General features: G+C 45.8%; 26 protein-coding genes and 1 tRNA gene. 15 read left to right on the top strand and 12 right to left on the bottom strand.

Annotated elements, in window-relative coordinates; genetic code table 11:
* The 13 genes from NB463_RS08940 to NB463_RS08880 all read left to right on the top strand — a co-directional run bounded on the left by NB463_RS08940 (position 1) and on the right by NB463_RS08880 (position 11,263).
* Entirely contained in the window at positions 1-285 is a 285-nt protein-coding gene (locus NB463_RS08940; RefSeq protein ID WP_025517570.1) for a hypothetical protein, read from the top strand.
* Positions 282-545, top strand: coding sequence for a putative phage tail assembly chaperone (locus NB463_RS08935; protein ID WP_047508669.1), 264 nt, complete (start codon positions 282-284; stop codon positions 543-545). The genes NB463_RS08940 and NB463_RS08935 overlap by 4 nt, the downstream gene beginning before the upstream one ends.
* 41 nt (positions 546-586) lie before the next feature.
* Positions 587-727, top strand: a complete 141-nt coding sequence (locus NB463_RS08930; RefSeq protein WP_258501159.1) for a DUF6890 family protein — start codon at positions 587-589, stop codon at positions 725-727.
* 11 nt (positions 728-738) lie between these two features.
* A complete protein-coding gene (locus NB463_RS08925; protein WP_065870474.1) occupies positions 739-2,625 on the top strand; it encodes a phage tail tape measure protein in 1,887 nt (628 codons plus the stop codon).
* Positions 2,625-2,966 (top strand): DUF2590 family protein, encoded by a 342-nt coding sequence (locus NB463_RS08920; RefSeq protein WP_031856781.1) that lies wholly within the window; start codon positions 2,625-2,627, stop codon positions 2,964-2,966. The genes NB463_RS08925 and NB463_RS08920 overlap by 1 nt, the downstream gene beginning before the upstream one ends.
* Positions 2,966-4,153, top strand: a complete 1,188-nt coding sequence (locus NB463_RS08915) for a baseplate J/gp47 family protein (protein WP_065870475.1) — start codon at positions 2,966-2,968, stop codon at positions 4,151-4,153. Before NB463_RS08920 ends, NB463_RS08915 begins: the two co-directional genes overlap by 1 nt.
* Complete coding sequence (locus tag NB463_RS08910; protein ID WP_065870476.1) at positions 4,140-4,742, top strand: phage tail protein; 603 nt, start codon at positions 4,140-4,142, stop codon at positions 4,740-4,742. The genes NB463_RS08915 and NB463_RS08910 overlap by 14 nt, the downstream gene beginning before the upstream one ends.
* A 13-nt stretch (positions 4,743-4,755) precedes the next feature.
* The gene (locus NB463_RS08905) at positions 4,756-7,614 is read left to right on the top strand and encodes a phage tail-collar fiber domain-containing protein (protein WP_065870477.1); all 2,859 of its coding nucleotides are present in this window, start codon (positions 4,756-4,758) and stop codon (positions 7,612-7,614) included.
* Between the two features lie 159 nt (positions 7,615-7,773).
* Positions 7,774-8,310 (top strand): baseplate complex protein, encoded by a 537-nt coding sequence (locus NB463_RS08900; protein ID WP_140098596.1) that lies wholly within the window; start codon positions 7,774-7,776, stop codon positions 8,308-8,310.
* 9 nt (positions 8,311-8,319) lie between these two features.
* A complete protein-coding gene (locus NB463_RS08895) occupies positions 8,320-9,009 on the top strand; it encodes a hypothetical protein (RefSeq protein ID WP_065870479.1) in 690 nt (229 codons plus the stop codon).
* Positions 9,000-9,671, top strand: a complete 672-nt coding sequence (locus tag NB463_RS08890; protein WP_025518650.1) for a hypothetical protein — start codon at positions 9,000-9,002, stop codon at positions 9,669-9,671. Before NB463_RS08895 ends, NB463_RS08890 begins: the two co-directional genes overlap by 10 nt.
* 1 nt (position 9,672) lies before the next feature.
* Positions 9,673-9,870: a hypothetical protein gene (locus NB463_RS08885; RefSeq protein ID WP_140098592.1), complete on the top strand. Its 198-nt coding sequence runs from the start codon at positions 9,673-9,675 to the stop codon at positions 9,868-9,870.
* 763 nt (positions 9,871-10,633) lie between these two features.
* Positions 10,634-11,263: a DsbA family protein gene (locus NB463_RS08880; protein WP_258515978.1), complete on the top strand. Its 630-nt coding sequence runs from the start codon at positions 10,634-10,636 to the stop codon at positions 11,261-11,263.
* 75 nt (positions 11,264-11,338) lie between these two features.
* On the opposite strand, the gene NB463_RS08875 is transcribed toward NB463_RS08880, so the two are convergent.
* Positions 11,339-12,664 (bottom strand): Na+/H+ antiporter family protein, encoded by a 1,326-nt coding sequence (locus NB463_RS08875; protein WP_005396535.1) that lies wholly within the window; start codon positions 12,662-12,664, stop codon positions 11,339-11,341.
* 28 nt (positions 12,665-12,692) lie between these two features.
* Entirely contained in the window at positions 12,693-13,337 is a 645-nt protein-coding gene (gene rnt / locus NB463_RS08870) for a ribonuclease T (protein WP_005396536.1), read from the bottom strand.
* 263 nt (positions 13,338-13,600) lie between these two features.
* Here rnt and motY point away from each other — a divergent pair, with 263 nt between their 5' ends.
* Positions 13,601-14,482: a flagellar protein MotY gene (gene motY, locus NB463_RS08865; protein WP_053808838.1), complete on the top strand. Its 882-nt coding sequence runs from the start codon at positions 13,601-13,603 to the stop codon at positions 14,480-14,482.
* A 120-nt stretch (positions 14,483-14,602) separates the two neighbouring features.
* Here the strand turns inward: motY and NB463_RS08860 are convergent, their stop codons facing one another.
* From NB463_RS08860 to NB463_RS08815, 10 genes are all read right to left on the bottom strand, one after another.
* Positions 14,603-15,037, bottom strand: a complete 435-nt coding sequence (locus NB463_RS08860; RefSeq protein WP_005384886.1) for a DUF2753 domain-containing protein — start codon at positions 15,035-15,037, stop codon at positions 14,603-14,605.
* 150 nt (positions 15,038-15,187) lie between these two features.
* Positions 15,188-15,604 carry a lactoylglutathione lyase gene (gloA, locus tag NB463_RS08855; RefSeq protein ID WP_005380739.1) on the bottom strand — a complete coding sequence of 139 codons (417 nt, stop codon included), beginning with the start codon at positions 15,602-15,604 and terminating at the stop codon, positions 15,188-15,190.
* A 32-nt stretch (positions 15,605-15,636) separates the two neighbouring features.
* On the bottom strand, positions 15,637-16,278 hold the full coding sequence (gene nth, locus NB463_RS08850) for an endonuclease III (protein ID WP_042522463.1): 642 nt from the start codon (positions 16,276-16,278) through the stop codon (positions 15,637-15,639).
* A gap of 64 nt (positions 16,279-16,342) precedes the next feature.
* Positions 16,343-17,035, bottom strand: a complete 693-nt coding sequence (locus NB463_RS08845) for an electron transport complex subunit E (RefSeq protein ID WP_258432446.1) — start codon at positions 17,033-17,035, stop codon at positions 16,343-16,345.
* A complete protein-coding gene (gene rsxG / locus NB463_RS08840) occupies positions 17,035-17,667 on the bottom strand; it encodes an electron transport complex subunit RsxG (protein ID WP_006743364.1) in 633 nt (210 codons plus the stop codon). Before rsxG ends, NB463_RS08845 begins: the two co-directional genes overlap by 1 nt.
* Before the next feature lie 7 nt (positions 17,668-17,674).
* Positions 17,675-18,721: an electron transport complex subunit RsxD gene (gene rsxD, locus NB463_RS08835; protein WP_065646477.1), complete on the bottom strand. Its 1,047-nt coding sequence runs from the start codon at positions 18,719-18,721 to the stop codon at positions 17,675-17,677.
* Positions 18,721-20,916, bottom strand: a complete 2,196-nt coding sequence (gene rsxC / locus NB463_RS08830; protein WP_405054853.1) for an electron transport complex subunit RsxC — start codon at positions 20,914-20,916, stop codon at positions 18,721-18,723. Before rsxC ends, rsxD begins: the two co-directional genes overlap by 1 nt.
* Before the next feature lie 8 nt (positions 20,917-20,924).
* Positions 20,925-21,521, bottom strand: a complete 597-nt coding sequence (gene rsxB, locus NB463_RS08825; RefSeq protein ID WP_005396655.1) for an electron transport complex subunit RsxB — start codon at positions 21,519-21,521, stop codon at positions 20,925-20,927.
* A gap of 3 nt (positions 21,522-21,524) precedes the next feature.
* The gene (gene rsxA, locus NB463_RS08820; RefSeq protein WP_005380762.1) at positions 21,525-22,103 is read right to left on the bottom strand and encodes an electron transport complex subunit RsxA; all 579 of its coding nucleotides are present in this window, start codon (positions 22,101-22,103) and stop codon (positions 21,525-21,527) included.
* Between the two features lie 328 nt (positions 22,104-22,431).
* Positions 22,432-22,507, bottom strand: a tRNA-Asn gene (locus NB463_RS08815).
* A 559-nt stretch (positions 22,508-23,066) separates the two neighbouring features.
* Between NB463_RS08815 and uvrB the strand changes: the two genes are divergently transcribed.
* On the top strand, positions 23,067-25,097 hold the full coding sequence (gene uvrB, locus NB463_RS08810; protein ID WP_065646646.1) for an excinuclease ABC subunit UvrB: 2,031 nt from the start codon (positions 23,067-23,069) through the stop codon (positions 25,095-25,097).
* Positions 25,098-25,220 lie beyond the last annotated feature (123 nt).

Below are 25,220 nucleotides of genomic sequence, written 5' to 3'. Positions count from 1 at the left end.
ATGGATTCATCATGGATATCGGCGATTGTGGCAACGATAGCGCTGCTTATCGCCATCATCAATGTGGTTTTCGGCAGAACGGATAAAGGGCAGAACACCGCCCGAGATCATGATCGTCGTATCCATGCCAATGAGCTAGCCACTGAGCGACTGCGTGGTGATGTCGCTGAAAAGTACGCCACCAAGCACGAACTACGGGAAGCCGTAGATGATTTGAAAGATTCAATTAACGGACGGTTCGACCGTTTGGAAACCAAGCTAGATAAAGAGAGAGATGTAGCATGAGCAAGCAAATTGTACTAACGGTCGGTGATGCAGATATCACGTTCGTCCCAACAGAAGCAGATTACAACGACTACATGAACGCATTGGCACAGGGTGAAATCGTGAACTCTGCGCATAACTTTCTGATGAACACCGTTACAGAAGAAAGCAAAGAAGCCTTCCGTGAATTGACGAACGATAACCCAGGAGCAGCGATTCAGGTTGTGGGTGAAGTTCTCAAGGAATACACGCCGAAGCTACAGATCAAAGTAAAAAAATAGATGCCCTTGTTCGGGCTATGGACTCCAACGAGCTCGAACAAATGCTCACCTGGCGTCGTAAGTGGTTGCCGAGTGAGACAGACAGCGAAGAGAACCTTGCAAGGGCCATTTGGTTAGAGCGTCAGTATTGGGAAAACATGCAAGCTGCCACCGCTAACGGGGTTGCCAAGGCGTTTAGCTGATAAGGAACACGATGTTACCAGAAGCACTCAGATTTCAAGTTGGATTGATTGACCAGATTTCTAAACCTCTGGGTAATATTCAACGCAATTTGAATGATGTCACCAATACCTACCGTCAGGGTACTCATACCATGATGGCTGGCGCGGCAGGCATGGTGGGTGCTGGCTTTGCATTGCAACAAGCCTTAATGCCAGCAATTGAGATGGACAGGGCATTAGGTGAAGTGAAATCACTTGGTGTTGCCGATGACCAACTAAAAACCCTTACCCAAACCGCAATGAAGTTTTCGGTTGAATACGGTAAGTCGGCCACTGAATTTGTGGCGGCTTCGTATGATATCAAATCTGCTATGGGAGATATGACAGGCGATGAACTGGCGGGTGTCACAAGAAGCTCGGCTATTTTAGCCGCTGCGACTAAAGCAGATACAGCCACCATTACCAACTACATGGGCACCATGTACTCGGTTTTTAAAGACCAAGCCGATCGGATTGGTAAAGACAACTGGGCTGAACAAGTGGCAGGTATGACCGCAAAATCTGTCGAGAGGTTCAAAACCACGGGTCAAGGCATGTCGGATGCGTTTAAAGGTGTTGGCGCATTAGGTAAAACTCACGGCGTAGCCATTCAAGAGCAAATGGCCGTGCTTGGCCTACTACAAGGCTCTATGACTGGTAGTGAAGCGGGGACTCGTTACAAAGCTTTTATGAACGGTGTTGTCAAAGCACAAGACAAGCTTGGTATGTCGTTTACCGACAATAACGGAAAAATGCTGCCCATGTTCGACATTATGTCGAAACTACGCAACCAATTCGGTGATTTAGATTCACTGGAAATTGATCAGATTAAGCAAGCTTTCGGCTCGGATGAAGCCGTGCTGCTTATCACCGACTTGATAGGCAAAACGAATGAGCTGCAATCCAGCGTCAAAGACCTAAATGATGCTAGTAACTTAAATACGGCAATTAACATGGCCGGAGCGATGACCGACCAATGGGAACGACTCGAACAAGGCGTGTTTGCAGTTCGCACTGCTTTTGGTGCCGCGTTGTTGCCTTCTCTCTTGCCTGTGATTTCAAGCTTGGCTGATGGTGCGATAGAAATCATCGAATGGACAGAGATGTTCCCGAACCTGACCAAGTACATTGGTTTTGCTGCCATGGCGATTTTAGGTGCAGCAGCAGCAGGTGGTGCTTTTACCTTAATGATGGGTGTAGGTAAACAAGTCATGGCGACTTATATGCTCACCATGAAGATGTTTACAGGGGTGAACTTTTTACTAACTAAAGGAATGGCAGCGCTTCGCGTTGCAATGCTAGCGGTAAACATCGCAATGATGGCGAACCCAATAGGATTCATTGCTGGTGCTGTCGTTGCCGCAATCGCCGCAGTCGGTGCGCTGATCTTCTACTGGGATGATCTGAAAGCCTCGTTTGGTGACACAACCTGGTTCCAAGTACTAGAAGGGGCAATCACTTTAATCACACTTCCATTCAGAGCCATGTTTGAGTTCATCAAGGCAGGTTGGCAATGGGTCATGAGCGGCTTTACCGACACTAGTGGATTTGCCTTTCTCGGTGATATGGCCAACTCAATTAAGGACGTTTTTTCCGGAGTGTTCAATTGGATTTCTCAGAGCCTAGCGGGAATTTGGGATTCCGTAAAAGGACTCATTGATTGGATACCAGGTTTGGGCGGTGATGATGAAGTGACTCAAGTGAAATCGAAGTCCGTTCAAAGCGCTACGCCTCGAGCACAAATTCAACCTGGAGGCGCAGCCAAGAACATTGCCAGCTATCAAACCAGCTCAACCAACTACGGCGGTGTGGCGATTTATCCAACCTACATGAACAGCCCGCAAGACATAGCGAGTGAAATAGAAATGGCGGCAGGCTAATGGCGGATTACAAATACCAGGACATTTTGATTGAGAACGGGGATGTGGTGCTCGATGCAGGCCGCAACCCAATCTTGATTCAAGACCGTGCGGTGATCGCCCAAGACATCAAACACGCCATCATCGAGAGCAATTTAGCAGTGGATTTAATTGCTGAGCGAAGCCCATCAAAGAAAGCCGATATCCGCACCAGGCTGGAACTGCTTGTTGAAGAAGACGTTCGATTGGTACCAGGTACCGTGCGTTTGGATGAACCGACCGAGGGCACGATTTACGTATTTGCCGACACCATGGACTTTGGCGAGTTGCAATTAGAGATAGTGAATAACGGAGAGCGTTAATGACTGATATTCCAAAACCAGACTATTCCGAACTGGTGAAGCAATCGGGTATCCCAACCGATGAAGCAGGGTGGAAGAAAGTACTCAAAGAGGAAATGGACAAAGAAGGTTCCATCATCTCAAACGACTCGCCGTTCTCTCCATTTTGGCGCCTTATTGAAGCCACGGTCGTGAAAGTCACGATGTGGCTTATCAATACTTTATTGGTTGGCTATGTCTTGCCGAATATGTTTGTTGCGACCGCCGTTGATCAATGGCTCGACCTGTTGGCGTGGCAATGCAAACTCACCCGCAAAGGGGCAACCAAAGCCAAAGGGATGATCGCTTTTCAACGTTCTGCGGCTAAAGGACCTGCGTTGGTTATTCCCAAAGATACATGGGTACAGACCGAACCGATTAATGGCACGATTTACCGAGTAAAGGTGCTTGCGGATACCACGATGCCAGAAAACGAAACCATGGTGATGGCAGAAGTCGAGGCAGAGAACGAGGGCGCGGCTTACAACCTAGGTGAAGGGTATTACCACATTTTACCAACAGCCATTCCGGGTATTGGCGCAGTGACGAACCCTGCCGAATGGTTGAATGAAGCAGGGGCAGACAAAGAGAGTAATGACGAACTCCGTCTACGTATACGTAACCAATGGAGCGCAGTAGCAAGATGGCACATTGATGCGGCCTACCGTTCGCTGCTCACCAGTCGCGCAGGTATCAACGACGACAATGTTTATTTTGAGCATAACGCCCCGCGTGGACCAGGTACCGCAAACGCGTTCATTCTTTTAGATACGGGGGAACCATCGGCAGAAATGTTGGCGGATTTGAATGAGTACATCCGTGTCGAAGGTCAGCACGGACATGGTGATGATCTGCAAGTCCTCGCCATGCCAGAAACGACTCACGATATTGTCTGCCGGGTTTGGCCACTTCGTTCATTAACGATGGAAGGCCGAGACGCGTTGAAAATGAAAGTGGAGCAGTTTATTAGCGCGGCTTTCCGTGAGAACACCGATTACTCGCCAACAGTGACTAGTCCGGTTCTTCGATTCAGTTTCTCAAGATTAGGGCAAGAGCTGCATGAGCAGTTTTCAGAGATTGAATCGCTCGAATTCGATAACGCCGACATCATCAATAACTTGACGGTACCGCGCATTAATTCTCTGGGGGTGACCGTTGAAAATTCCTGAGATTAATCTGCGTTACTGGATGGGGCGTGGCGAACTGGCTAAGTTCGCACGAGCCATGCGTAACTACTGGGAACATGTGAGAGCGGCATTCGAAATGCCACTGCAGCAGCATGATCCGTTAACCGCGCCAATGGCACTGGTCAATATTCTTGCCTGGCAACGTGAAGTCGAACGCTTAGGCCAAGAGCCGGAAGCTCTGTTTCGTATTCGTGTGGCTCATGCATACGGATTTGCTCGCGACGCGGGCACGATAGCGGGGTGGGAGGAGATGTTCGCTAAGTTGGGCTATCCGCATATCACTCAAGACGAACGTTTAGCCAATGTGGATTGGGATGTCATCAGCTTAAAAATCAAAGACGGTGATTTAACCAACGTCCCTAAGTTGCTCGATACCGTCATCAGGCAATACGGCAGAACCTGTCGTCGTTATCAATACACCAGTTATGTCGAAATGCCCCTAGCGGCGAGAAGTAAGAATATTGAAGCGCAATACTCCATGTCCCACGTTAAGGCCAGGTTCAACGTTGGCATGCTTCCAAGTGTTCTGAACGTCGACTGCGAATATTACCAAGCCACAGTGAAGGGCTGAGGAACTACTAAACATGGCAAATACAACAGATAAGTCAATTTTAACCGCCGCAGGTAAAGCACTGCTGGCACAGCTCAATGCGGAAGAAAAGCCGCTTATCATCGACAAGATGATATTTGCGAATGTAGCAAACCGCCCAGAGTTCCCACAACCCGGTGATGTGGTTCCAACTAATGATATTGTTCACCAAGAGCAGGTTGAACAACGAGGTCGCCTATCCTCAGACTCGGTCATTTACAGTACTACGTTGACCAGTCATGTTGGTCCGTTTCAGTTTAACTGGACCGGGGCGTACTGCTCTGAATACGATGTATTAGTGACCATTGATCATCATGCGTTAACACCAAAGACGGCAGATGAGCCTGGTGTAGCGGGTAATACTTTGGTGCGTTCGGTTGTCCTTGAATACAAAGACATCGCGGAAATCACCAACATCAGTGTGGATGCCTCAAGCTGGCAGTACAACGCCACCGACCGTATGAAGAAAATGGACAGCGATGTAGCACAGTCCATCATCGACCAAAGTGGTAAAGATTGGTTTATCGAAGACGGCTTTTTGGTGACGACATCGGGTAGTGCGTACAACATCAAAGCGGGGGCTGGTTATGTGTCGGGCAACCGTGTCAGCATGGAGTTTGACCGCAGCGTTCAAGTGTCGAAAAAACCATCGTTTATCTACATAGATGCTTATCGTGAAGGCTCTCCGACAGGCGAGCAGATCACCGTGTTTGATTTCGTCATTACCGAGGAAGAAAAAGACAATTACGTTGACTCTTCAACGGGTAAAGATATTCAGCATTTCATATGCAAAATTGCTGAGATACACGCTGATGATAGTTTAAGCGACATTCGGCAAGTTAAGAGCAGTTTTGAATTTGATTCTGTTGAGCATGCGCTGAGAGGGGCACGAAAGTACTTTAAACCGTTTATCGGCATGAGAATCAATACAAAACGGTTTAATGCGACAATCAACCAAGCTTGGACTGTCGTAGGCCAAATGACCCCAGGTGAGTTTTGTTTACCCATTGAGGGCACTGGGCTCTTTTTGCAGGAAGCGTCAAACACAAAATATTTCGAGTCGTTTGGTGCCTATGGAAATGGTGTCGACTTAGATGACGCTGCATTTGATTTTGCTCAATCTTATGCTGGCAAGGTATTAGGCCGCTGTGACACTACATACACGGTTAGCCAGTGCTTTAATTTAACCAATACCGCCAAGTGGGATGGAGGTTGGGCGAAAATCCAACTCATAGGCAACTACTATTTTGCAACCGTTTCTAGTGGCTGCAAGCTTGAGAACTTTGATGTTGATGGCCTAGATGAAGATCATACTGCTTACCCAGTTAGTATTGCTACGCCATCAATCAATGCTCAAATAGGCGATATGATTTATCGCAACTTTCACGGTAAAACATCCACTCAAACATACCCTTTGAAAATTCCAGCTTACGGAGCGAAGAACTTTAGTGTCGGTAACCAAAAATTCTTCAACATCCTACAAGATGATGATGGTGCGGTTATTGGTAAAGGTTTCGTCGGTGGGGTTTACCTTGTTGGTGTCGATTCGGAAGTGCCGCTTGGCAAATCATATGGGACGGTGGGAGATATATATGGTGATGGCATCAAATCTGTGGATGCTGGACTGGGTGTCGTTCAAGATTCTGATTTAGTGAGAATGTATGCAGAAACCCCCGAGATAGCAGAACAGTTCGATATTACATTTGGCAACATCATCGGTAGAAACGTTTACAAACGCATCGTCAAGGGGGCTTCATTTCCTGGCGTGAAATTTGGCGATATTTGGTCCTTTAACCCGCAAGAAGAATCTGAAAAATATACCTTATTTGCGGTAGTGGAATGTTTAGGTACCGCGAAGAACCTTAAATTTGGTGATATTTATTCCGAAGGTCCTGCTGAACGAAATGTATGGATGAAAGGCAATGGTAACCAATGCGGCGATATTTTCGATGGTGCTGGGGCTTATGGCGTCATTTTTGGAGGTGCTGGAGAGCAAGCGGTTTCTTGCCAAGTGGGGAACTTATTAGGCCGTGGATTAAATGACAATTCTCCACAAGGGGCTGCTGTGTACTTTTTTAATGCGGATAAGTGTCAAGCTGGCAACGTTACGGGGCTCTTTGCTTCTACCGTTCTCACGGCCTCAGAAAATATTGGACATAACACTGTTGGAGACATTACCTGCAACGGGCGAATGGAAATCTCCAATGGTTCAACGACTGTTGGTGCCATCGATGTCGACATTACCGCGACTCCCGTCGCTGGCTCTCATTACATTCTTGGCAAAAATGCAAAGCTAACACAGGCCGAAATTATCACTGATGGTCGCGTAACGATGAGCGTTACTGGGTCCTCAGTTGATGTGGACCTAGGTAGAACAAGAATCGTGAGAGCATCCAGTCAAAATGGCGATGAAGTGAATCACAGTGTGTTCACCTCCGCTTCTGCTGCCAATGGAGTGTTGAGAGGTAAGCTCGAAATTGAAGTTAACGCGACCATCCAAGGTGCGCCATCTGGCTCTTCGGGAAGGACGCTTGCTTACTTTAGTGGATTGAAGGTAGATGATTTCGACTTATCTATGAATGTGACCGCCTCAACACGAGGGGCTACGGGTTTCCACTACTGGTTTAATGGCGTTGATGGTCAAGTGAATCGAATCGCGGTCAAGTCTGCAATCTCATTAGTGGGCTCTCAGCTAAGCGGTAAGCTTGGTATCACGAAGCTAGAAAATCTAGTTCAAGGTGGCTCTTCGGTAACCTGTACTGGAGAAGTCAACGTATTCAACATTGAGAAGCATGCTGACGCGAATGTTAATGGCTTAAACAATCAACCAATAGTTGCTAACTCGACAAGGTAACGATGATGATCAGAGAGTTAAAACAAGGGGAAAGCTATTGCTGCTGTAACGGTTGTGGTGAGTGCGAAATTGACAACGACCAATTAAGCCGCTGCTGCTCTTCTCCCGTCTTCATTTGGGACAATAATCTAGGGGTGTTGGTGGAGACTTCGAGTCAAGATGTTGAGTCTTAACGGTATACAAATCTCACTCAAGAACCTGCGCATTAGCGTTCGCCAACAGCTCGCAGGACAAGATATGTCCGGCCAGTCCTCATCGACTGACCAAGCGGAAACAGGTAACAAGGGCAAGGTGTTGGCGGTGAGTGGCATCATTCCTTTCAGCAAGTCAGAGAGCCTGAGCAATCTTTTCAATATGGCCAGTGGGCAGCAAGATAGCGCTCGCCAAATCTACCGTGTTAGCAATAAAACCGCATCGACACTTAAAGTTCGTGAGGTGAAGTTCCAAGGCACTATTCGGGCCGATGAACAAGAAAGCCTCAGACAATGGAACGTAGCGTTTGAGTTAGTTGAGCATCTTTCGGTGCCGGAGCGGGTTGAACAGCGTCAACAAGACCAACCTGCAACGCAACAACAGGTTCAAGGGGTTACGACTCCGGTTGAGTCGGGTTCGAGCGAAGAGGTTCCACCGGGTACCAGCATTGAGCTGACGGGAGTGATGAAAGTGCTTAAGGCCATAGACGAGGCCTTGGGTTAAGGGGGAATCGTGACGATAAATAACAAATTTTCCTGCCGTGCTTATCTGGGTAGTCAAAAGGTGAAAGCCAAAGACCATCGTGTTCTTTTTGATGTGAATACGCCAGCGCGTTGCACAATTAAGGTAGAAGGTTCGCCTATGGTGAACACTATTGTTGCTGTCGATATTGGTTGGGGAGATAGCATCTCTCGCGTTTTTCTTGGGTATGTTGAAAGAGTTCAACCCGCAGAAAAAGGATGGTCAGAATTGTTTTGTCGCGAACTAGCAGCGCTCCTTTTCAAACCACTTAATGTCACGCTTAGGCACCCAACCTTGATGCAATTACTAAGCGATGTAACCAACAAAACAGGGCTGCAGTTTGTGGTACCAGAAGCGGCCTACAGCAAAACATCTATCCCTTGTTTTTACAGCGACGGTAATGGCTATCGAGTGATGGACGAGCTGTCTCAAGCCTTCGGGATTGAAGATCTGTTTTGGCAGCAACAAGGCAATGGTCAGATCTACGTGGGCAGTTGGAAAGACTCTTACTGGGCTGATAAGCCGGTGACCATTCCAGACAATCTAATGACCAACCGAACTGCGTCGAAATCGGTAAAAGTTCCCGCCATTCCAAAGTTAAGACCTGGCGCAATTGTCAACGGCTTACGTTTGGTGGGAGTTGATTTTCAAGGAACAGAGGTGAAATTGACATGGACGTAAATGCAATTAAGCGGATCATCTTCCGACTGTTCCCAGAGCTGACTGGCCGTTGGCATTTACCTCGATGGGGGAAGGTCGTGGCGTTACCTGAGCTGCCAGAAGAGGGCGACATGTCCGATCGCTTTTACCCGCATTACGCCGTGGATGTTCAGCTGCTCGATGAAAAGGGTGTGGAGTTCAAAGATAAATCACCACTTCAGGCGGTACCACTTCCAATACCAGGTGTAGGTGAATACGCCGGTAGACTTGAGCCACCGGCAATCGGAAGCATTGTAGAAATCGGTTTTATGTTCGGCCAACCGGATAAGCCTTTTATTCGTTGTGTTCTGCCATTGGGATTCAAGTTACCCGCGATTAAGCAAGGCGAGAGCCGATACCAACAACGCCAAGGTGTTTACCAGTTGGTCGACGAAGAAGGTAACTTTGAAAGCAAGACCGACAAAGACAACATCACCGAATGTTTAAACCAACGCATCAAAGTGTTGGAAGACAAAATAGAAGAAATCACAAACAACAAAACCACGACTGCCAAGAAAATCATAGAAGTCGCTGACCTCATCACCATGAATGGCGGTAAAGGGGTTGTGCAAGGTGACTGCATTTGTGCTTACACAGGCAAACCTCACTCTGATTTATCATCGACAGTTAAGGCAGGTAAGTAACATGGCAATGAGTAAAGAATCTCTCAAAGCGAAGTTGGAAAGCGAACTCCAAGCACAAGGGTTCGTTCTAACAGGTGAATTCGCCATGGCAGGAAAGATGGCAGAAGCGATCGCCAATGCTGTGTATGACGAAATTACACAAAATGCCAGGGCAAACATATCGAGTGGCAGTTCTGCCGGAGAACATCCAATAATCTAGAAACCGATTCTAGCCATAACATGCGCCCACCAAGGGCGCTTTTCTTTTATCTTGACCATCTTGCCTTAATTCCACGACCGATTAAGAGCTATGAAGCCTAAGCGACAGCGGTGACGTAAAGCAGCCTCTGGGTGACGGAATCCGCACTCCTCCTCCCCACCTGCGACGTTTTCGATCTAGTTTTTTCGCAATTCTTAAATGTCGAAATTCAGCTGTTTACGTAACACGGTAGATATCAAGCGAAGCCTTAGCCATAGCGGGGTTCGAGAATCCCCCCAGACCTCTAAGAATCGCCTCTAGAGTCATTTTAGAAATTTCAAAAGTTGAAAAGAATTTCAGGAAATTGCAATTTTAATGATCTGGAAAGATCAGGTGGTGATTGGTAAGTGTTTGAAAATCATAGGGTGAGTGTGTTTTTCTTCATAAATGAAGACGATCAAAAGAAGAAAGAGACGATCAATTGTGAAGCTTACGAAGCCTTATATAGACTGGCTTGAAGGCGAATTGCCAAGATAAATAAGTTTTTCAATTTATGAGACTGTATAATTACTCTGAGATTTTGAAATGACTTTGAAGTTAACGGTAAGAAATCTCTGTTTTCGTGGGAAGTGCATGAGAAGAGCCAAAGCCTGCTTCTTTGCCGGACAGCTTGTTAACTTCGAAGCCTAAACCAAGCAATTAGATTTAAATGTGTCGCCACTTCATCGCCACTTAATGTTTTTGTTTGATTTAACTAAATGATTTTAAAGGTTTAATTATTAAAGTGGATATAAAGCTTTACTACGTGCATGACCCAATGTGCAGTTGGTGTTGGGGTTACAAACCGACGCTTGATAAATTGAAACAGCAACTGCCAGGCGTTATTCAGTTTGAGTATGTGGTGGGTGGTCTTGCGCCAGATACTAGTTTGCCGATGCCACCAGAGATGCAACAAAAACTCGAAGGTATTTGGAAGCAGATTGAGCGTCAGTTGGGCACCAAGTTTAACTACGATTTCTGGAAGCTTTGTACGCCAGTAAGAAGCACTTACCAATCTTGTCGCGCAGTTATCGCTGCGGGCTTTCAAGATTCTTATGAGCAGATGCTAGAAGCGATTCAACATGCGTATTACTTACGTGCGATGCCTCCCCATGAAGAAGCAACTCACTTGCAGCTAGCTAAAGAAATTGGTTTGAATGTTCAGCAGTTCAAGAACGATATGGACGGCTCTTTCTTAGAAGGTGTGTTCCAAGATCAACTGAGTCTTGCAAAGAGCCTAGGCGTGGATTCTTACCCTAGCTTGGTTTTTCAAATTAACGACGCTTATTTCCCGATTGCCGTGGATTATCTGTCAACAGAGCCTACTTTGAAACTGATACGTGAGCGTATTATTGACAATATGCCAGCGCAATAATCGCGATTTCAAATAACAAAAAGCCGCTCAATGAGCGGCTTTTTCGTAACTAAGTATATCCATCAAACAACGGTACTAAAGCACCATTGCAGCAATCCAACCAAAGATGATCAGTGGAATGTTGTAGTGGATAAAGGTTGGAACAACCGTTTCCCAAATGTGCTCATGCTGACCGTCGGCATTTAGACCAGATGTAGGGCCTAATGTCGAGTCGGACGCTGGAGAACCAGCATCACCCAAAGCGGCAGCAGTACCAACTAGCGCGATTGTTGCCATTGGCGAAAAACCAAATGCCAACGCGAGTGGAACGTAGATTGTTGCCAAGATTGGAATGGTTGAAAACGATGAACCGATACCCATTGTTACCAACAGACCAACAATTAGCATTAATAGCGCCGCAAGCGGCTTGTTATCACCAATGCTGGTAGAGAGAGACTGTACTAATGTCTCAACGCCACCTGTTTGCTTCATTACCGCAGCAAAACCTGCGGCAGCGATCATGATGAAACCAATCATAGCCATCATATGCACGCCTTTTGTGAAGACATCGTGCGTTTCTTTCCAGGCAATCACACCGCCAAAAGTAAACACCATAAAGCCAGCTAGAGCACCAATAATCATTGAGCCAGTGTAAAGCTGAACACCCAATGCGGCGACAATGCCAAGAGCGGCCACCAAGATGTGCTTTTTATTGATAGCATGATCTGTCTCGTGAACGACAGTCAACTCCGTTTCTTCGTAGATGCGCGGTTTACGGTAGCTAACAAAGATCGCCAGCAATAGACCAAACAACATACCAGCACCTGGCAGTAACATTGCCGTTGGAACTTGGCTTGCAACCACGTTTTCCAAACCGTTGTCATGTAGGTTCTTTAATAGAATGTTGTTTAAGAAAATACCGCCGAAACCAACAGGTAAGATCATGTAAGGTGTGATCAAACCAAAAGTAAGAACACACGCGACCAAACGTCGATCGAGCTTAAGTTTCGCGAATACGCCCAAAAGAGGTGGAATCAAAATTGGAATAAAGGCGATATGGACCGGAATTACGTTCTGAGATGACATAGTGACAAGAACGAGCGCGACTAACACCGCGTACTTTAACCCGGTAGTTGACGCCGAGTTTTCTTTACCATTTAAGCGCTTGATAACACTTTTTGCCAGTAGGTCCGTGATGCCAGATTTAGAGATAGCAACGGCGAAAGTACCTAACATTGCGTAGCTTAGAGCGATAGTCGCACCGCCACCTAAACCACTTTCGAACGCGGCAACTGTGTCTCCAAGGCTCATGCCTGCGACAAGGCCACCAACGATGGCACTAAACGTGAGGGCAACCACCACGTTTACGCGCATCAATGCTAACACGAGCATGACGCACACTGATATAACGACAGGATTCATACTTTTCCTAATATGTTGTGTTTACTTATTATTCTTCGTCAGCAAGCGGCCAACCGCCGAGGGCCTTCCATTTGTTGACAATACCGCAGAATAATTCTGCTGTTTTTTGTGTATCGTAAAGCGCTGAGTGTGCTTCACGATTATCGAATTCCATCCCGGCCGTTTTGCATGCTTTCGCGAGAACCGTTTGACCATAAGCAAGGCCACTCAATGTTGCCGTGTCAAAAGTAGCAAAGGGATGAAAAGGGACTCTTTTTAGTTTACAGCGCTCATTGGCTGCATTTACAAAACCTAAGTCGAATGCTGCGTTATGGGCAACCATAATTGCGCGCGAGCAATCTGCGGCTTTTTGTTCTTTGCGAATAAGTTTATAAATCTCTTTTAACGCTTCTTGCTCAGAAACTGCACCACGAAGAGGGCTATATGGGTCACGAATACCATTGAATTCTAGCGCTTCTTTTTCTAAGTTAGCGCCCTCAAATGGCTCAACATGAAAATGAATGGTGGAGGCCGGATGCAACACGCCATCTTCGTCCATTTTTAACGTAACGGCGCAAATTTCTAAAAGTGCATCAGTTTGAGCATTGAAACCTGCGGTCTCAACGTCTACTACCACAGGGAAATAACCACGAAAGCGTTTTTTCAAGGTCAGAGCTTCATTTTCTATTGTCATGTCGGCTTATTTTTGTGTGACGAAGGCTGCATTATTGCAGATTATACCGACGAGAAAAACCGCAATTTAGGAGAAAAACGGAATTCTATTTTGCATCTCATCAATACGCTCGATCGCATTTCGTGTGATTGAGTTACCATGATTAACGTTAATCGTAATGTTACGATATTTCGCACATTGGCGAGGTTCTTGCATGCCAGGTGAAGTGGTTTTATTGATTCAAATTGACGGCAACAGACTGCCGTTTAAGAGACAGTACTTAGATGAAGAAATGGCTGATTACTAGTGGCGTTATATTTTCGTTGTTTAGCACAAGCAGTTTTGCTGTGATGGGTAAACGTTATGTTGCCACTCCACAGCAATCTCAATGGGAAATGGTGGTCAACACACCGTTAGAATGCCAACTTGTTCACCCTATTCCAAGTTTTGGAGATGCGGTATTTTCATCTCGTGCGAATAAAAAAATCAATTTAGACTTTGAGTTAAAAATGCGTCGTCCGATGGGAGAAACACGTAACGTCAGTCTCATCTCTATGCCGCCACCTTGGCGACCAGGTGAACACGCCGATCGAATTACAAACCTAAAGTTTTTTAAACAGTTTGATGGGTATGTCGGAGGGCAAACAGCATGGGGCATTTTGTCTGAGCTGGAAAAAGGGCGTTATCCGACCTTTAGTTATCAGGATTGGCAGAGCCGAGATCAGAGAATTGAGGTCGCATTGTCATCCGTGCTGTTTCAAAATAAGTACAACGCGTTTAGCGACTGTATTTCCAATTTATTGAAATACAGTTTTGAAGACATTGCCTTTACGATTTTGCACTACGAAAGACAAGGCGATCAGTTAACCAAGGCTTCCAAAAAGCGTTTATCACAAATTGCAGATTATATCCGACATAATCAAGATATCGATCTCGTGCTGGTGGCGACGTACACCGATTCAACTGATGGCAAAAGTGCGAGTCAAAGCTTATCTGAGCGACGTGCAGAGTCACTTCGTGATTATTTTCAGTCTCTAGGGCTACCGGAAGATCGAATTCAAGTGCAAGGATACGGCAAGCGTCGTCCTATTGCTGATAACGGTTCGCCGATAGGAAAAGACAAAAACCGCCGAGTAGTGATATCACTCGGGCGAACCCAAGTGTAACGAATATAAAAACGCCGAAGCTGAAAGCTTCGGCGTTTTTAATTTACTGACGTTGTTAATAATATTTTAATGGGATTTTGCTAAGTACCTTTCGGTGATTCCGGCTGTATAATTTGAATGTTAGTTTAAGCGGAATTTGGCAATGACTTCGCAATTTGTTGCGGTATCGATTTTTTCAACCTGTTTGGCAATAGCCGGATTAGGGTGACGTTTCATGAAGTCTATTAATGCTTTAGTGCAACATCCTATTGAGTCGATAAAGCTTGCACATTCTTTATTTGGGCATTGTGGGATGAGTGTTAAGACTTTCTCTGAAGCCAGCTGAAGGTATTTGAGTTCATAGTCAGTGTCTCCGGCCCAACGCCAGAACTGAGCTAAGTTATGACAAGAAATCACAGAAATTAATAATCGCTCGTCTGCTTCAATTTCCACACATTCGCTAATATCTTCACTCAGGCTTAGGGCTTGCTGGTAATGAAGAATGCTGCGAACAGGGTCATCTAGTTGAAGTGCCGTATCGGCTAGAAGTGTGTGTTTTTCCCATTCACTGATCATTATCGTAATCCCGCATATCGAAGTTGCGAATAAATCTAAACGATAATTATTATCAAGTAAAGTGTTTTGTTTATAAAAGAACAGGCAGATCGCAGACCTGCCTGTAATCGATGTTCAACTTGCAGCACAAGTAATTATCAGAAGTGCTACTTAGCCTTCAAGGCCTGCTGAAGCTTGCTTGTTTTGGATAAGCTCAATCATATAACCATCTGGGTCTTTTACGAATGCAATGTGCGTGCTGCCGCCTTTTACTGGACCTGGTTCACGCGTCACATTACCGCCCGCCGCTTTGATAGCGTCGCAAGTTGTGTAGATATCATCAACACCAATGGCGATATGACCAAAAGCAGTACCTAGGTCATATTCAGTTTTACCCCAGTTGTAAGTTAGCTCGATCACAGCACCTTGGGATTCGTCACCGTAGCCAAGAAACGCCAGTGTGTATTCGTACTCTTTATTCTCGTTCGTACGAAGCAACTGCATGCCCATAACTTCAGTGTAAAACTTGATGGATTTGTCTAGATCACCTACGCGAAGCATAGTGTGGAGAATTCGACCATTTGACATTTTTTGCTCCTAGCTTTGATTTTCAAATAGCGTTAGCTATCTGGATATACTTTCTCTTTATATTCGCACAAATCTTCAATAATGCAGCTACCGCAGCGAGGCTTTCTCGCCAAGCACGTGTAGCGGCCATGAAGAATGAGCCAGTGGTGCACATCGAGTTTGAACTCTTTTGGCACAACTTTTAATAGCTTTTGCTCGACATCATCAACCGTTTTGCCCATTGCAAACTTAGTACGATTCGACACGCGATAAATGTGCGTATCGACGGCAATGGTTGGCCAACCAAAAGCAGTGTTGAGCACGACGTTTGCGGTCTTGCGACCTACGCCTGGTAGCGCTTCTAACGCTGCACGATCTTCAGGAACTTCACCATTGTGTTTTTCCAACAAGATCTTACAAGTCTTGATAGTGTTTTCTGCTTTTGAGTTAAATAAGCCGATGGTCTTTATGTATTCTTTTAAGCCATCAACTCCCAAATCGAGAATACTTTGCGGTGTATTAGCGACAGGGAAAAGTTTGTCGGTGGCTTTATTGACACTTACATCGGTTGCTTGCGCTGATAATAATACCGCGATTAGCAGCTCAAAAGGGGAGCTCCAGTTAAGCTCAGTTTGAGGATTCGGATTGTTTTCTCGTAATCGCTCAAGAATTTCGATTCTTTTTATTTTGTTCATTGCTGACTTCCAATACCGTCTCTGCGGTTTATGAAAAAGGCTCCTATGACAGAGCCTTATTTTGTTATGCGTTGGTGACGCGAGCACGTTCTATGGTTGGTTTTTCTTCTTTTGGTTGACGTGCCTGGACTGAATTATCGATGACATTTTTAAGCGCTATCAACAGACCAACACCGATAAATGCACCGGGTGGAAGAAGCGCTAGCAAAAAGCTGTTGTCAAATTGGAAAACTTGGATGCGGAGAGCGGATGCCCAGCCTCCTAATAGCAGATCTGCCCCGTCGAATAGCGTACCATTACCAATTAACTCACGCATGGCACCTAGCACGACCAAAACGCTTGTCATACCAAGACCCATCCATAAACCGTCTAATGCTGCAGGCGCAACATCATTTTTTGAAGCGTATGCTTCAGCTCGACCAATAATGATGCAGTTGGTTACAATCAGAGGAATAAAGATACCAAGAGACAGGTATAAACCATACGCATAGGCATTCATCAATAACTGAACGCAGGTAACAAGTGAGGCAATAATCATCACGAATACAGGAATGCGGATCTCTTTTGGTACGTAATTACGAATAAGAGAAACCGTGACGTTGGAGCCGACCAGCACTAATAAGGTTGCAATACCAAGACCTAAGGCATTGGTTATCGTGGAAGAAACCGCTAACAGTGGACATAAGCCCAGCAGTTGTACGAGAGCAGGGTTATTACTCCACATACCGTTTTTCATCAGCAATTTATTCTCATTCATTACTGCTCTCCTTCACAGCCCAAAGGCTGGCTAAGAATGTCTTCACGAGATTGGTTTACGTAGTTAACGGTATTTCGCACCACTTTTACGACGGCTCTAGGCGTGATCGTTGCACCAGTAAATTGATCGAAATCACCACCATCTTTACGAACTTTCCATGAGTTCCAGTTACTTTCCGTGACTTGTTTGCCCGTAAAGCTCAGGATCCAGTCGGTGACACGAAGATCAATTTTATCGCCCAGGCCAGGGGTTTCTTGATGGCTTAAGACGCGTGTCCCCAAAATATTGCCCTGATTGTCAATCCCAGTAATAACTTTTATCTCACCATTGTAGCCATCTGGCGCGATGGATTCTATTGCGATTGCTGTCGGTTCACCATTCTTCGTGGCGAGGTAGGCTGGCATCGCACGTAATGTCCCCAGTTCTGGTGACGTGACCATAGTGCAGGCTTGCGTGAGTGCGTTGTCATGCATGTTTTCTGGAATGACTTGATTCAAAACAGAAAGCAATTGTTGTTGTTCTTGTATCTTGATTTGGTCTTTTGTTAGGTACTGAGTAAAGGCGACTAATCCGGTTGTTGCACAGGCAAAGATCGCAAGTGTCAGACCATTTTTTCTAATAGCGGTTAACATGTTTACCTCAGTGACCGTAAGTTCTAGGTTTGGTGTAGTAATCGATCAGTGGCACACACATATTTGCAAGTAACACTGCGAATGCAACACCATCAGGGAAGCCTCCCCAACTGCGAATGATAAAGACCAAAGCACCAATAAGCGCGCCAAAGATCAAACGTCCTTTAACGGTTGTCGACGCCGACACGGGATCGGTTGCAATAAAGAATGCGCCAAGCATGGTTGCACCTGATAGCAAGTGGAAGATTGGCGACGCAGTTTCCCCTGGGGTCAGTAAGCTGAACACGAGGCTAAATAGCGTCAGGCTCACTAGGAAACCTACGGGGATATACCATTGGATGATGCGTTTTTTGATCATCACTAAACCACCAAGTAAGTAGGCAAGATTTACCCATTGCCAACCAATGCCAGCTAAGCCATCGAATATTGGCTGCGACAGTACTTCGCTTGGGGTTGCACCTGTATGAATACCAGTTTTAAATGCATCAAGTGGCGTCGCCATTGTCACGCCGTCAACCCCCGTTCGAACTTGCTGAAGCGATAAGCCGTCGTAATCATAGCCCGTAAAAATTAAAGAGAGTGTATCTGCAAAATTTACGTGATCAGGTATGAGTGACGTCGGGGCACTCCAACTCGTCATTTGTACTGGGAAAGAGATCAACAAGACCACATAAGCGACCATTGCAGGGTTGAATAAGTTTTGTCCAAGGCCACCATAGAGGTGTTTAGCGATTACGATCGCAAAAATAAGCCCGATCACCATAATCCACCATGGAGACCATGGTGGTATAGCCACGGCTAATAACCAAGCGGTAACGATCGCACTGTTATCACGTAGTGCTCGCATCGGCGAACGTTTACGGAAGACCATAACTAAGGCTTCAAGTGATACAGCGACTGCGATGGCAAAAATCAGCTGAATAAGCGTTCCCCACCCAAAGAAGTAGGTCTGAGCCGCTAAACCTGGGAGAGCACAAAGTGCCACCCATTTCATTAAGTCAGGTGTACTACGACGGCTGTGGGTATGCGGTGAACTGGCAATAAAAAACGACACTACTCGTTCTCCTCAGTATTATTTTTATTAGCTTCTTGCTGCGCTTTGCGAGCCTTCGCGCGCGCAATAGCAGCAGCGACAGCCGCTTTTTTCGGATCTTCAGTTTGTTCAGCAGGCGTTTCAGCTTCTAACGTTTCGGCTGGTTCTTCTTGCTTAGCTTTACGCGCTTTGGCTCGCGCAATGGCAGCAGCAACCGCGGCTTTTTTCGGATCTTCAGCTTGCTCAGCAGTCGCTTCAGCTTCTACCGCTTCAGCTTCTACCGTTTCAGCTGAGTCTGCTTGTTTCGCTTTACGAGCCTTAGCGCGTGCAATGGCAGCAGCAACCGCGGCTTTCTTCGGATCGTCGGTTTTCTCAGCAGATGCTTGAGCTTCTATCGTTTCGGTTGATTCTTCTTGTTGAGCTTTTTTCGCTTTAGCTCGGGCGATGGCTGCTGCAACTGCCGATTTCTTATCATCAGCGTTGTTGTCTGGCGTTTCGCCTTGTTCTTTTTGTGCTTTACGTTCGCGGGCTAGACGTTTGCGTTCTTCGCGCAGTTTTGCCATTTCTGAGTTATCAGGTTCACTAGAGCCTGCTTTAGCGGCTGCGGTCTGTTTTGCCTTCGCTTTGGCAATGGCTGCAGCGACGGCAGGTTTCACGGCTGGCTCTGCTTTTTCTGTTGTTTCTGTCTTCTGGGCTTTCACTCGTGCGATCGCTGCTGCAATCGCATCATCACCACCAGAAGATTTCATGTCTTTACGGCGCTGATCGGCTGCTTTCTTAAAGCGATTTTCACGTTCTGCTTTTTCGCGCTCCATACGCGCTTTCTTCTCTTCAAAACGCAGCTTCGCTCGCTCCGCAGCTTCCGCTTCTTGTGCTCTGGTGCGAATTTCCGCTTTTGCTTGGCGGTAGTACTGTACGAGAGGAATTTCACTTGGACACACAAACGCGCAAGCACCGCACTCGATACAATCCTTTAGGTTTAGTTCTTCGAGTTTGTCATACTCTTCAGCTTTTGCATGCCATTGCAGTTGCTGAGGTAGCAGTGAAGCAGGGCAAGCTTCAGCACATTGGCTACAGCGAATACATTCCATCTCATGTTGGTGTGGAGAGATCTCACGACGAGTCGGGGCAAGGATACAGTTTGCTGTCTTGGTAATCGGCACTTGAGAGTGGGGAAGGGTGAAGCCCATCATTGGTCCACCCATGATTAAACGTTGTAACTTCTTATCGGCTTTATAGCCAAACTCATCCAATAACGCCTGTACTGGTGTACCTAATAATGCCCAAACATTGCGTGGTTGTTTGAATGTTTTACCGGTGAGAGTCACCACGCGTTTTATCATCGGTTCACCATCGATGATTGCGCGTTTGATTGAGTAAAGAGAACCGACATTTTGAACCAAAATACCAATATCGGCTGGAATTGCGCCGCTTGGTACTTCTTTATTGGTCAAAATTTTGATCAGCTGTTTTTCACCACCAGAAGGGTATTTAGTCGGGATAACGCGAATGACGATATCTTTGTTTAGAGCCGCAGCTTCTAACGCTTTGATTGCCTCTGGTTTGTTATCTTCAATACCAATAATCGTGAGCTTTGGTGTCAGGATATGTTCGACAATCTCGATACCTTGGATGAGCTCTTCGGCATGCTCTTGCATGAGCTTGTCATCTGATGTGATGTATGGCTCACACTCAGCCGCGTTGACGATAAGAATCTCTGTGCGAGCAAAACCTGATTGGATTTTTTTTGCGGTAGGGAAACCTGCGCCACCCATACCTGAAATGCCTGCGAGACGAATAATATCGATCAGTGCGTCAGGTGTTTCTTGTTTGTAATCGGCGACGGGTTTTCTGTCACACCATGTATCGTTACCATCAGGTGTAATGACCGCACAGAGTTCACTCAGACCTGAAGGGTGAGCAACGGTTCTAGGCCCAATTGCGGTGATCGTACCCGATGTAGGAGCATGCACTGGAACGGTAAAACCAGTTTCGGATTGCGTTAATGGCTGACCTTTTAATACGTGGTCACCTTCGGCAACCAATAAGTTACCAGCCTTACCAATGTGCTGTTTTAGCGGTAATACAATTTCTGATGGGATAGCCGCGTGAACGAGCTCAGTTTTGTTGGACTGCTTTTTGTTTTCTGCCGGATGCACACCACCAGGGAAATCCCAAAGCGAGCCTGTACGAATTTGTTCAATCAAAGACAACATGCGAAACCTTACTTAATTGAATCTTTCACGTTCGCTGCATCGTCGGCAGCATCCGTAATGTTGAGTACTGGAATGGAGTTAAGTTGCCACTTCCAGCTTTCCGTGGTGGTTGCCACAGGAATCATTTCAATACAATCAGTTGGACATGGTGCAACACATAAATCACACCCCGTACATTCGTCTTTAATTACGGTATGAACCGCTTTTGTACCGCCTACAATTGCATCCACTGGACACGCTTGAATACACTTAGTACAGCCAATGCACATATCTTCATGGATAAACGCAACGGTTGGAATTTTGCTGTCGAGATCGTGCGCAGATTCTTCTGGCTCAACACCCATTAAGTCGGCGAGCTTTTCGATTGTTGCCTGACCGCCTGGCGGACATTTGTTGATGTGGTCGCCATTTGCAATCGCTTCAGCATAAGGGCGGCAACCAGGGTAGCCACATTGACCGCATTGAGTTTGAGGTAAGATTGCGTCGATTTGATCCACAATTGGGTCTGCCTCGACTTTGAAGCGAATAGAAGCAAAACCAAGTATCGCGCCGAAAATCGCAGCAAGAACCGCTAACGCGATGATCGCAATTAAAATCGTACTCATTGTTTACTTCACCAAACCTGTAAAGCCCATAAAGGCTAGTGACATTAAACCCGCTGTAATCATTGCAATCGATGCACCTTTAAAAGGCACTGGTACGTCGGCGGCAGCTATGCGCTCACGCATGGATGCAAAAAGTATCAACACCAATGAGAAACCAACAGCGGCGCCGAAGCCGTAGATAATCGATTCGATAAAGTTATGGTTCTCATTAATATTAAGAAGCGCGACGCCTAATACCGCGCAGTTTGTAGTGATCAGCGGTAAGAAAATACCAAGCAAGCGATAAAGTGTTGGACTTGTTTTGTGCACAACCATTTCGGTGAACTGCACCACAACGGCTATCACCAAAATAAAACTCATGGTTCGAAGGTACTCAATACCCAGTGGACGAAGAATGTAGCTTTCCACTAAATACGCACACACTGACGCGAGCGTTAGCACAAAAGTTGTCGCTAAGCCCATACCTATTGCTGTTTCCAGTTTTTTGGACACACCCATAAAAGGACATAGGCCCAAAAACTTCACCAGTACAAAGTTGTTCACCAGCACAGTGCCGACCAACAACAAAACATATTCGGTCATAGTTATTACGTTCTTAAAATCCGATCTTGATATTATCGTGTTTTGTGACACCAATAACAACCAGTGAACGATGTGGTTTTACATACACGATGGAAAAATAGTCGTCTATGTGAGGTATTTTGATGAATTAATAAGAAATTGAACAGTTTGCTGAATGGATTTTACAAAGACGCTGGTGCTGTCTTTCCTCAAAGAATCTTTTGCTCAGAAGGCGGGAATTACATTTAGCGAGTAATTTTAAGTCGTCACTTGAGATATTGATGGTGAAAGAAGTTTTTGATTTCAAAACGAAAAAAGCCGTGTCTTGCGACACGACTTTTCTGGAATTTGGCTCCTCCTGCTGGGCTCGAACCAGCGACCTGCGGATTAACAGTCCGTCGCTCTACCAACTGAGCTAAGGAGGAATTGCTTTGCTTTAAAGCGGGACGAATCTTACCGAGCAGCCAAACTACTGTCAACAGTAAAAAAATACATTTTTAGCAAAAAATATTGAGGGAAGGGCTTTACTTTTCTGTACTGCTTGTCCGTAAAGGGGTGAAGTTAGTTATCCACTAATTTTGTGGATAACTATGTTGATGAGATCTGAGTAAAGATCTTTTATATGCAATCTGGTTTTTATTTAGTGAATTTTTAATCAGAGTTATACAGAGAATATGCAATTAAAACATAGATTTATTGATGTTAAGCAAAATGTATTCAAGGTGGATAAAAATCTAGCTTTTGGGGATAAAGAGTGTTTAGGCCAATTTTTGGGGAAAAGTTGTGGAAACTGCAATGTGAAGAATGGGTGTGGCTCTTCAGCTAGGGCGAAGTACTATATCAGAATAGGTTTTGTATGGCTACAGCATTCTAGACAAACAAGAAAATTTATTAACAATGGTGGGTAAATTTTCGATAGACGTAGATTTCATTGGCTAAGGTGTATATATATACAGCCAAAGCGCAGTAAAGTTGAGGAAGGGTATGAGTAAAGTCTATGAATTGGTCTCCGATTATCAGCCATCGGGTGACCAGCCGGGAGCGATCAAGCAGCTGCTTGAGGGGCTCGATGCTGGACTGGCACATCAAACACTATTGGGGGTAACGGGATCGGGTAAAACGTTCACACTAGCGAATGTTATCGCTCAAGCCCAGCGACCTGCAATATTACTTGCTCCAAACAAAACGCTCGCAGCGCAATTATATGGCGAGATGAAATCATTCTTTCCCAATAATGCGGTGGAGTACTTTGTTTCCTACTACGATTACTACCAGCCTGAAGCTTATGTCCCGACGACGGATACTTTCATTGAAAAAGACGCATCAGTTAACGCTCACATAGAGCAAATGCGCCTTTCCGCAACGAAAGCACTATTGGAACGTAAAGACGCGATTATCGTTGCGTCTGTTTCTGCTATCTATGGTTTGGGTGACCCAGAATCTTACTTGCAAATGATGTTGCATTTACGTCGTGGTGACGTGATTGATCAACGGGACATGCTACGGCGTTTGGCAGAGCTACAATATTCAAGAAATGACGTGGCATTTGAGCGAGGACAGTTTCGGGTTCGTGGCGAAGTGATTGATATCTTTCCAGCGGAATCTGACCAAGACGCAGTTCGTGTCGAAATGTTTGATGATGAAATTGACTGCATCAGTGTTTTTGATCCATTGACTGGTGTGGTGAAACAGCGAGATTTACCACGCTACACTATTTACCCTAAGACGCACTACGTGACACCAAGAGATCGCATTCTTGAAGCGATCGAAAATATTAAGGTTGAATTAGAAGTACGCAAAAAACAGCTTCTAGACAACAACAAGCTACTGGAAGAACAGCGTATTAGCCAGCGGACTCAATTCGATATCGAGATGATGAATGAGTTAGGTTTTTGCTCAGGTATCGAAAACTATTCTCGCTATCTCAGCGGACGCTCGGAAGGCGAGCCGCCACCGACATTGTTTGATTACTTGCCTCATGACGGTTTGTTGATCATCGATGAATCCCACGTGACGGTGCCGCAGATTGGTGCCATGTATAAAGGTGACCGCTCTCGTAAAGAAACGCTGGTGGAGTTTGGTTTTCGCTTACCTTCTGCGTTAGATAATCGTCCGCTCAAGTTTGAAGAGTTTGAAGCGTTAGCACCGCAGACGATTTTTGTCTCTGCGACGCCAGGAAATTATGAACTAGAAAAATCTTCAGGCGATGTGGCGGATCAAGTTGTTCGTCCAACAGGCTTGCTTGACCCAGAATTGGAAGTTCGCCCAGTAGCGACCCAAGTAGACGACTTGTTATCTGAAATTCGTCTCCGTTCTGCTAAAGATGAGCGAGTTCTAGTGACAACATTGACCAAACGGATGGCCGAAGATCTCACTGAGTACTTGCACGAACATGATGTTAGGGTACGTTACTTACATTCAGATATTGATACCGTAGAACGCGTGGAGATCATCCGCGATCTTCGTCTTGGCGAGTTTGACGTGCTGGTGGGAATTAACTTGCTACGAGAAGGCTTGGACATGCCTGAAGTTTCGCTGGTTGCAATATTGGATGCAGATAAAGAGGGCTTTTTGCGCTCCGAGCGTTCACTGATTCAGACCATTGGTCGTGCTGCGCGAAATCTTGAAGGTAAGGCGATCTTGTATGCTGACCGAATCACCAACTCCATGAAAAAGGCGATGGATGAAACCAACCGCCGCCGCGAGAAGCAGAAAGCGTACAACGAAGAAATGGGCATTTCGCCGCAAGCACTCAAACGAAATATCAAAGATATTATGGAATTGGGCGATATTACCAAGTCTAAACGTCAGCGTAATACTAAACAGGTACCGTTGTCGAAAGTGGCGGAGCCTTCGCAAACATACGAGGTCATGTCTCCTCAGCAGTTGGAAAAAGAAATCAGTCGACTTGAGGCGGCAATGTATCAGCACGCGCAAGATTTAGAGTTTGAATTGGCGGCGCAAAAGCGTGACGAGATTGAAAAACTAAGAGCGCAGTTCATCGCAAATAGTTAAAAATAAGCTTAATGATCTAGCTTAGCCAAGTGTTTTAGATTGCTTGCAGAAAAAAAGAAGCCAATAGGCAGTCGGGTCTATTGGCTTGTTTTGTGAACATCTCGTTCACTAACAACGTCAGTT

The sequence above is a fragment of the Vibrio sp. RM-41-2B genome, assembly GCF_024744415.1.
GTDB classification, from domain to species: Bacteria; Pseudomonadota; Gammaproteobacteria; order Enterobacterales; family Vibrionaceae; genus Vibrio; species Vibrio diabolicus.
Note: the sequence above shows the minus strand (reverse complement) of the source record. Positions and strands in the feature narration are given on the sequence as shown.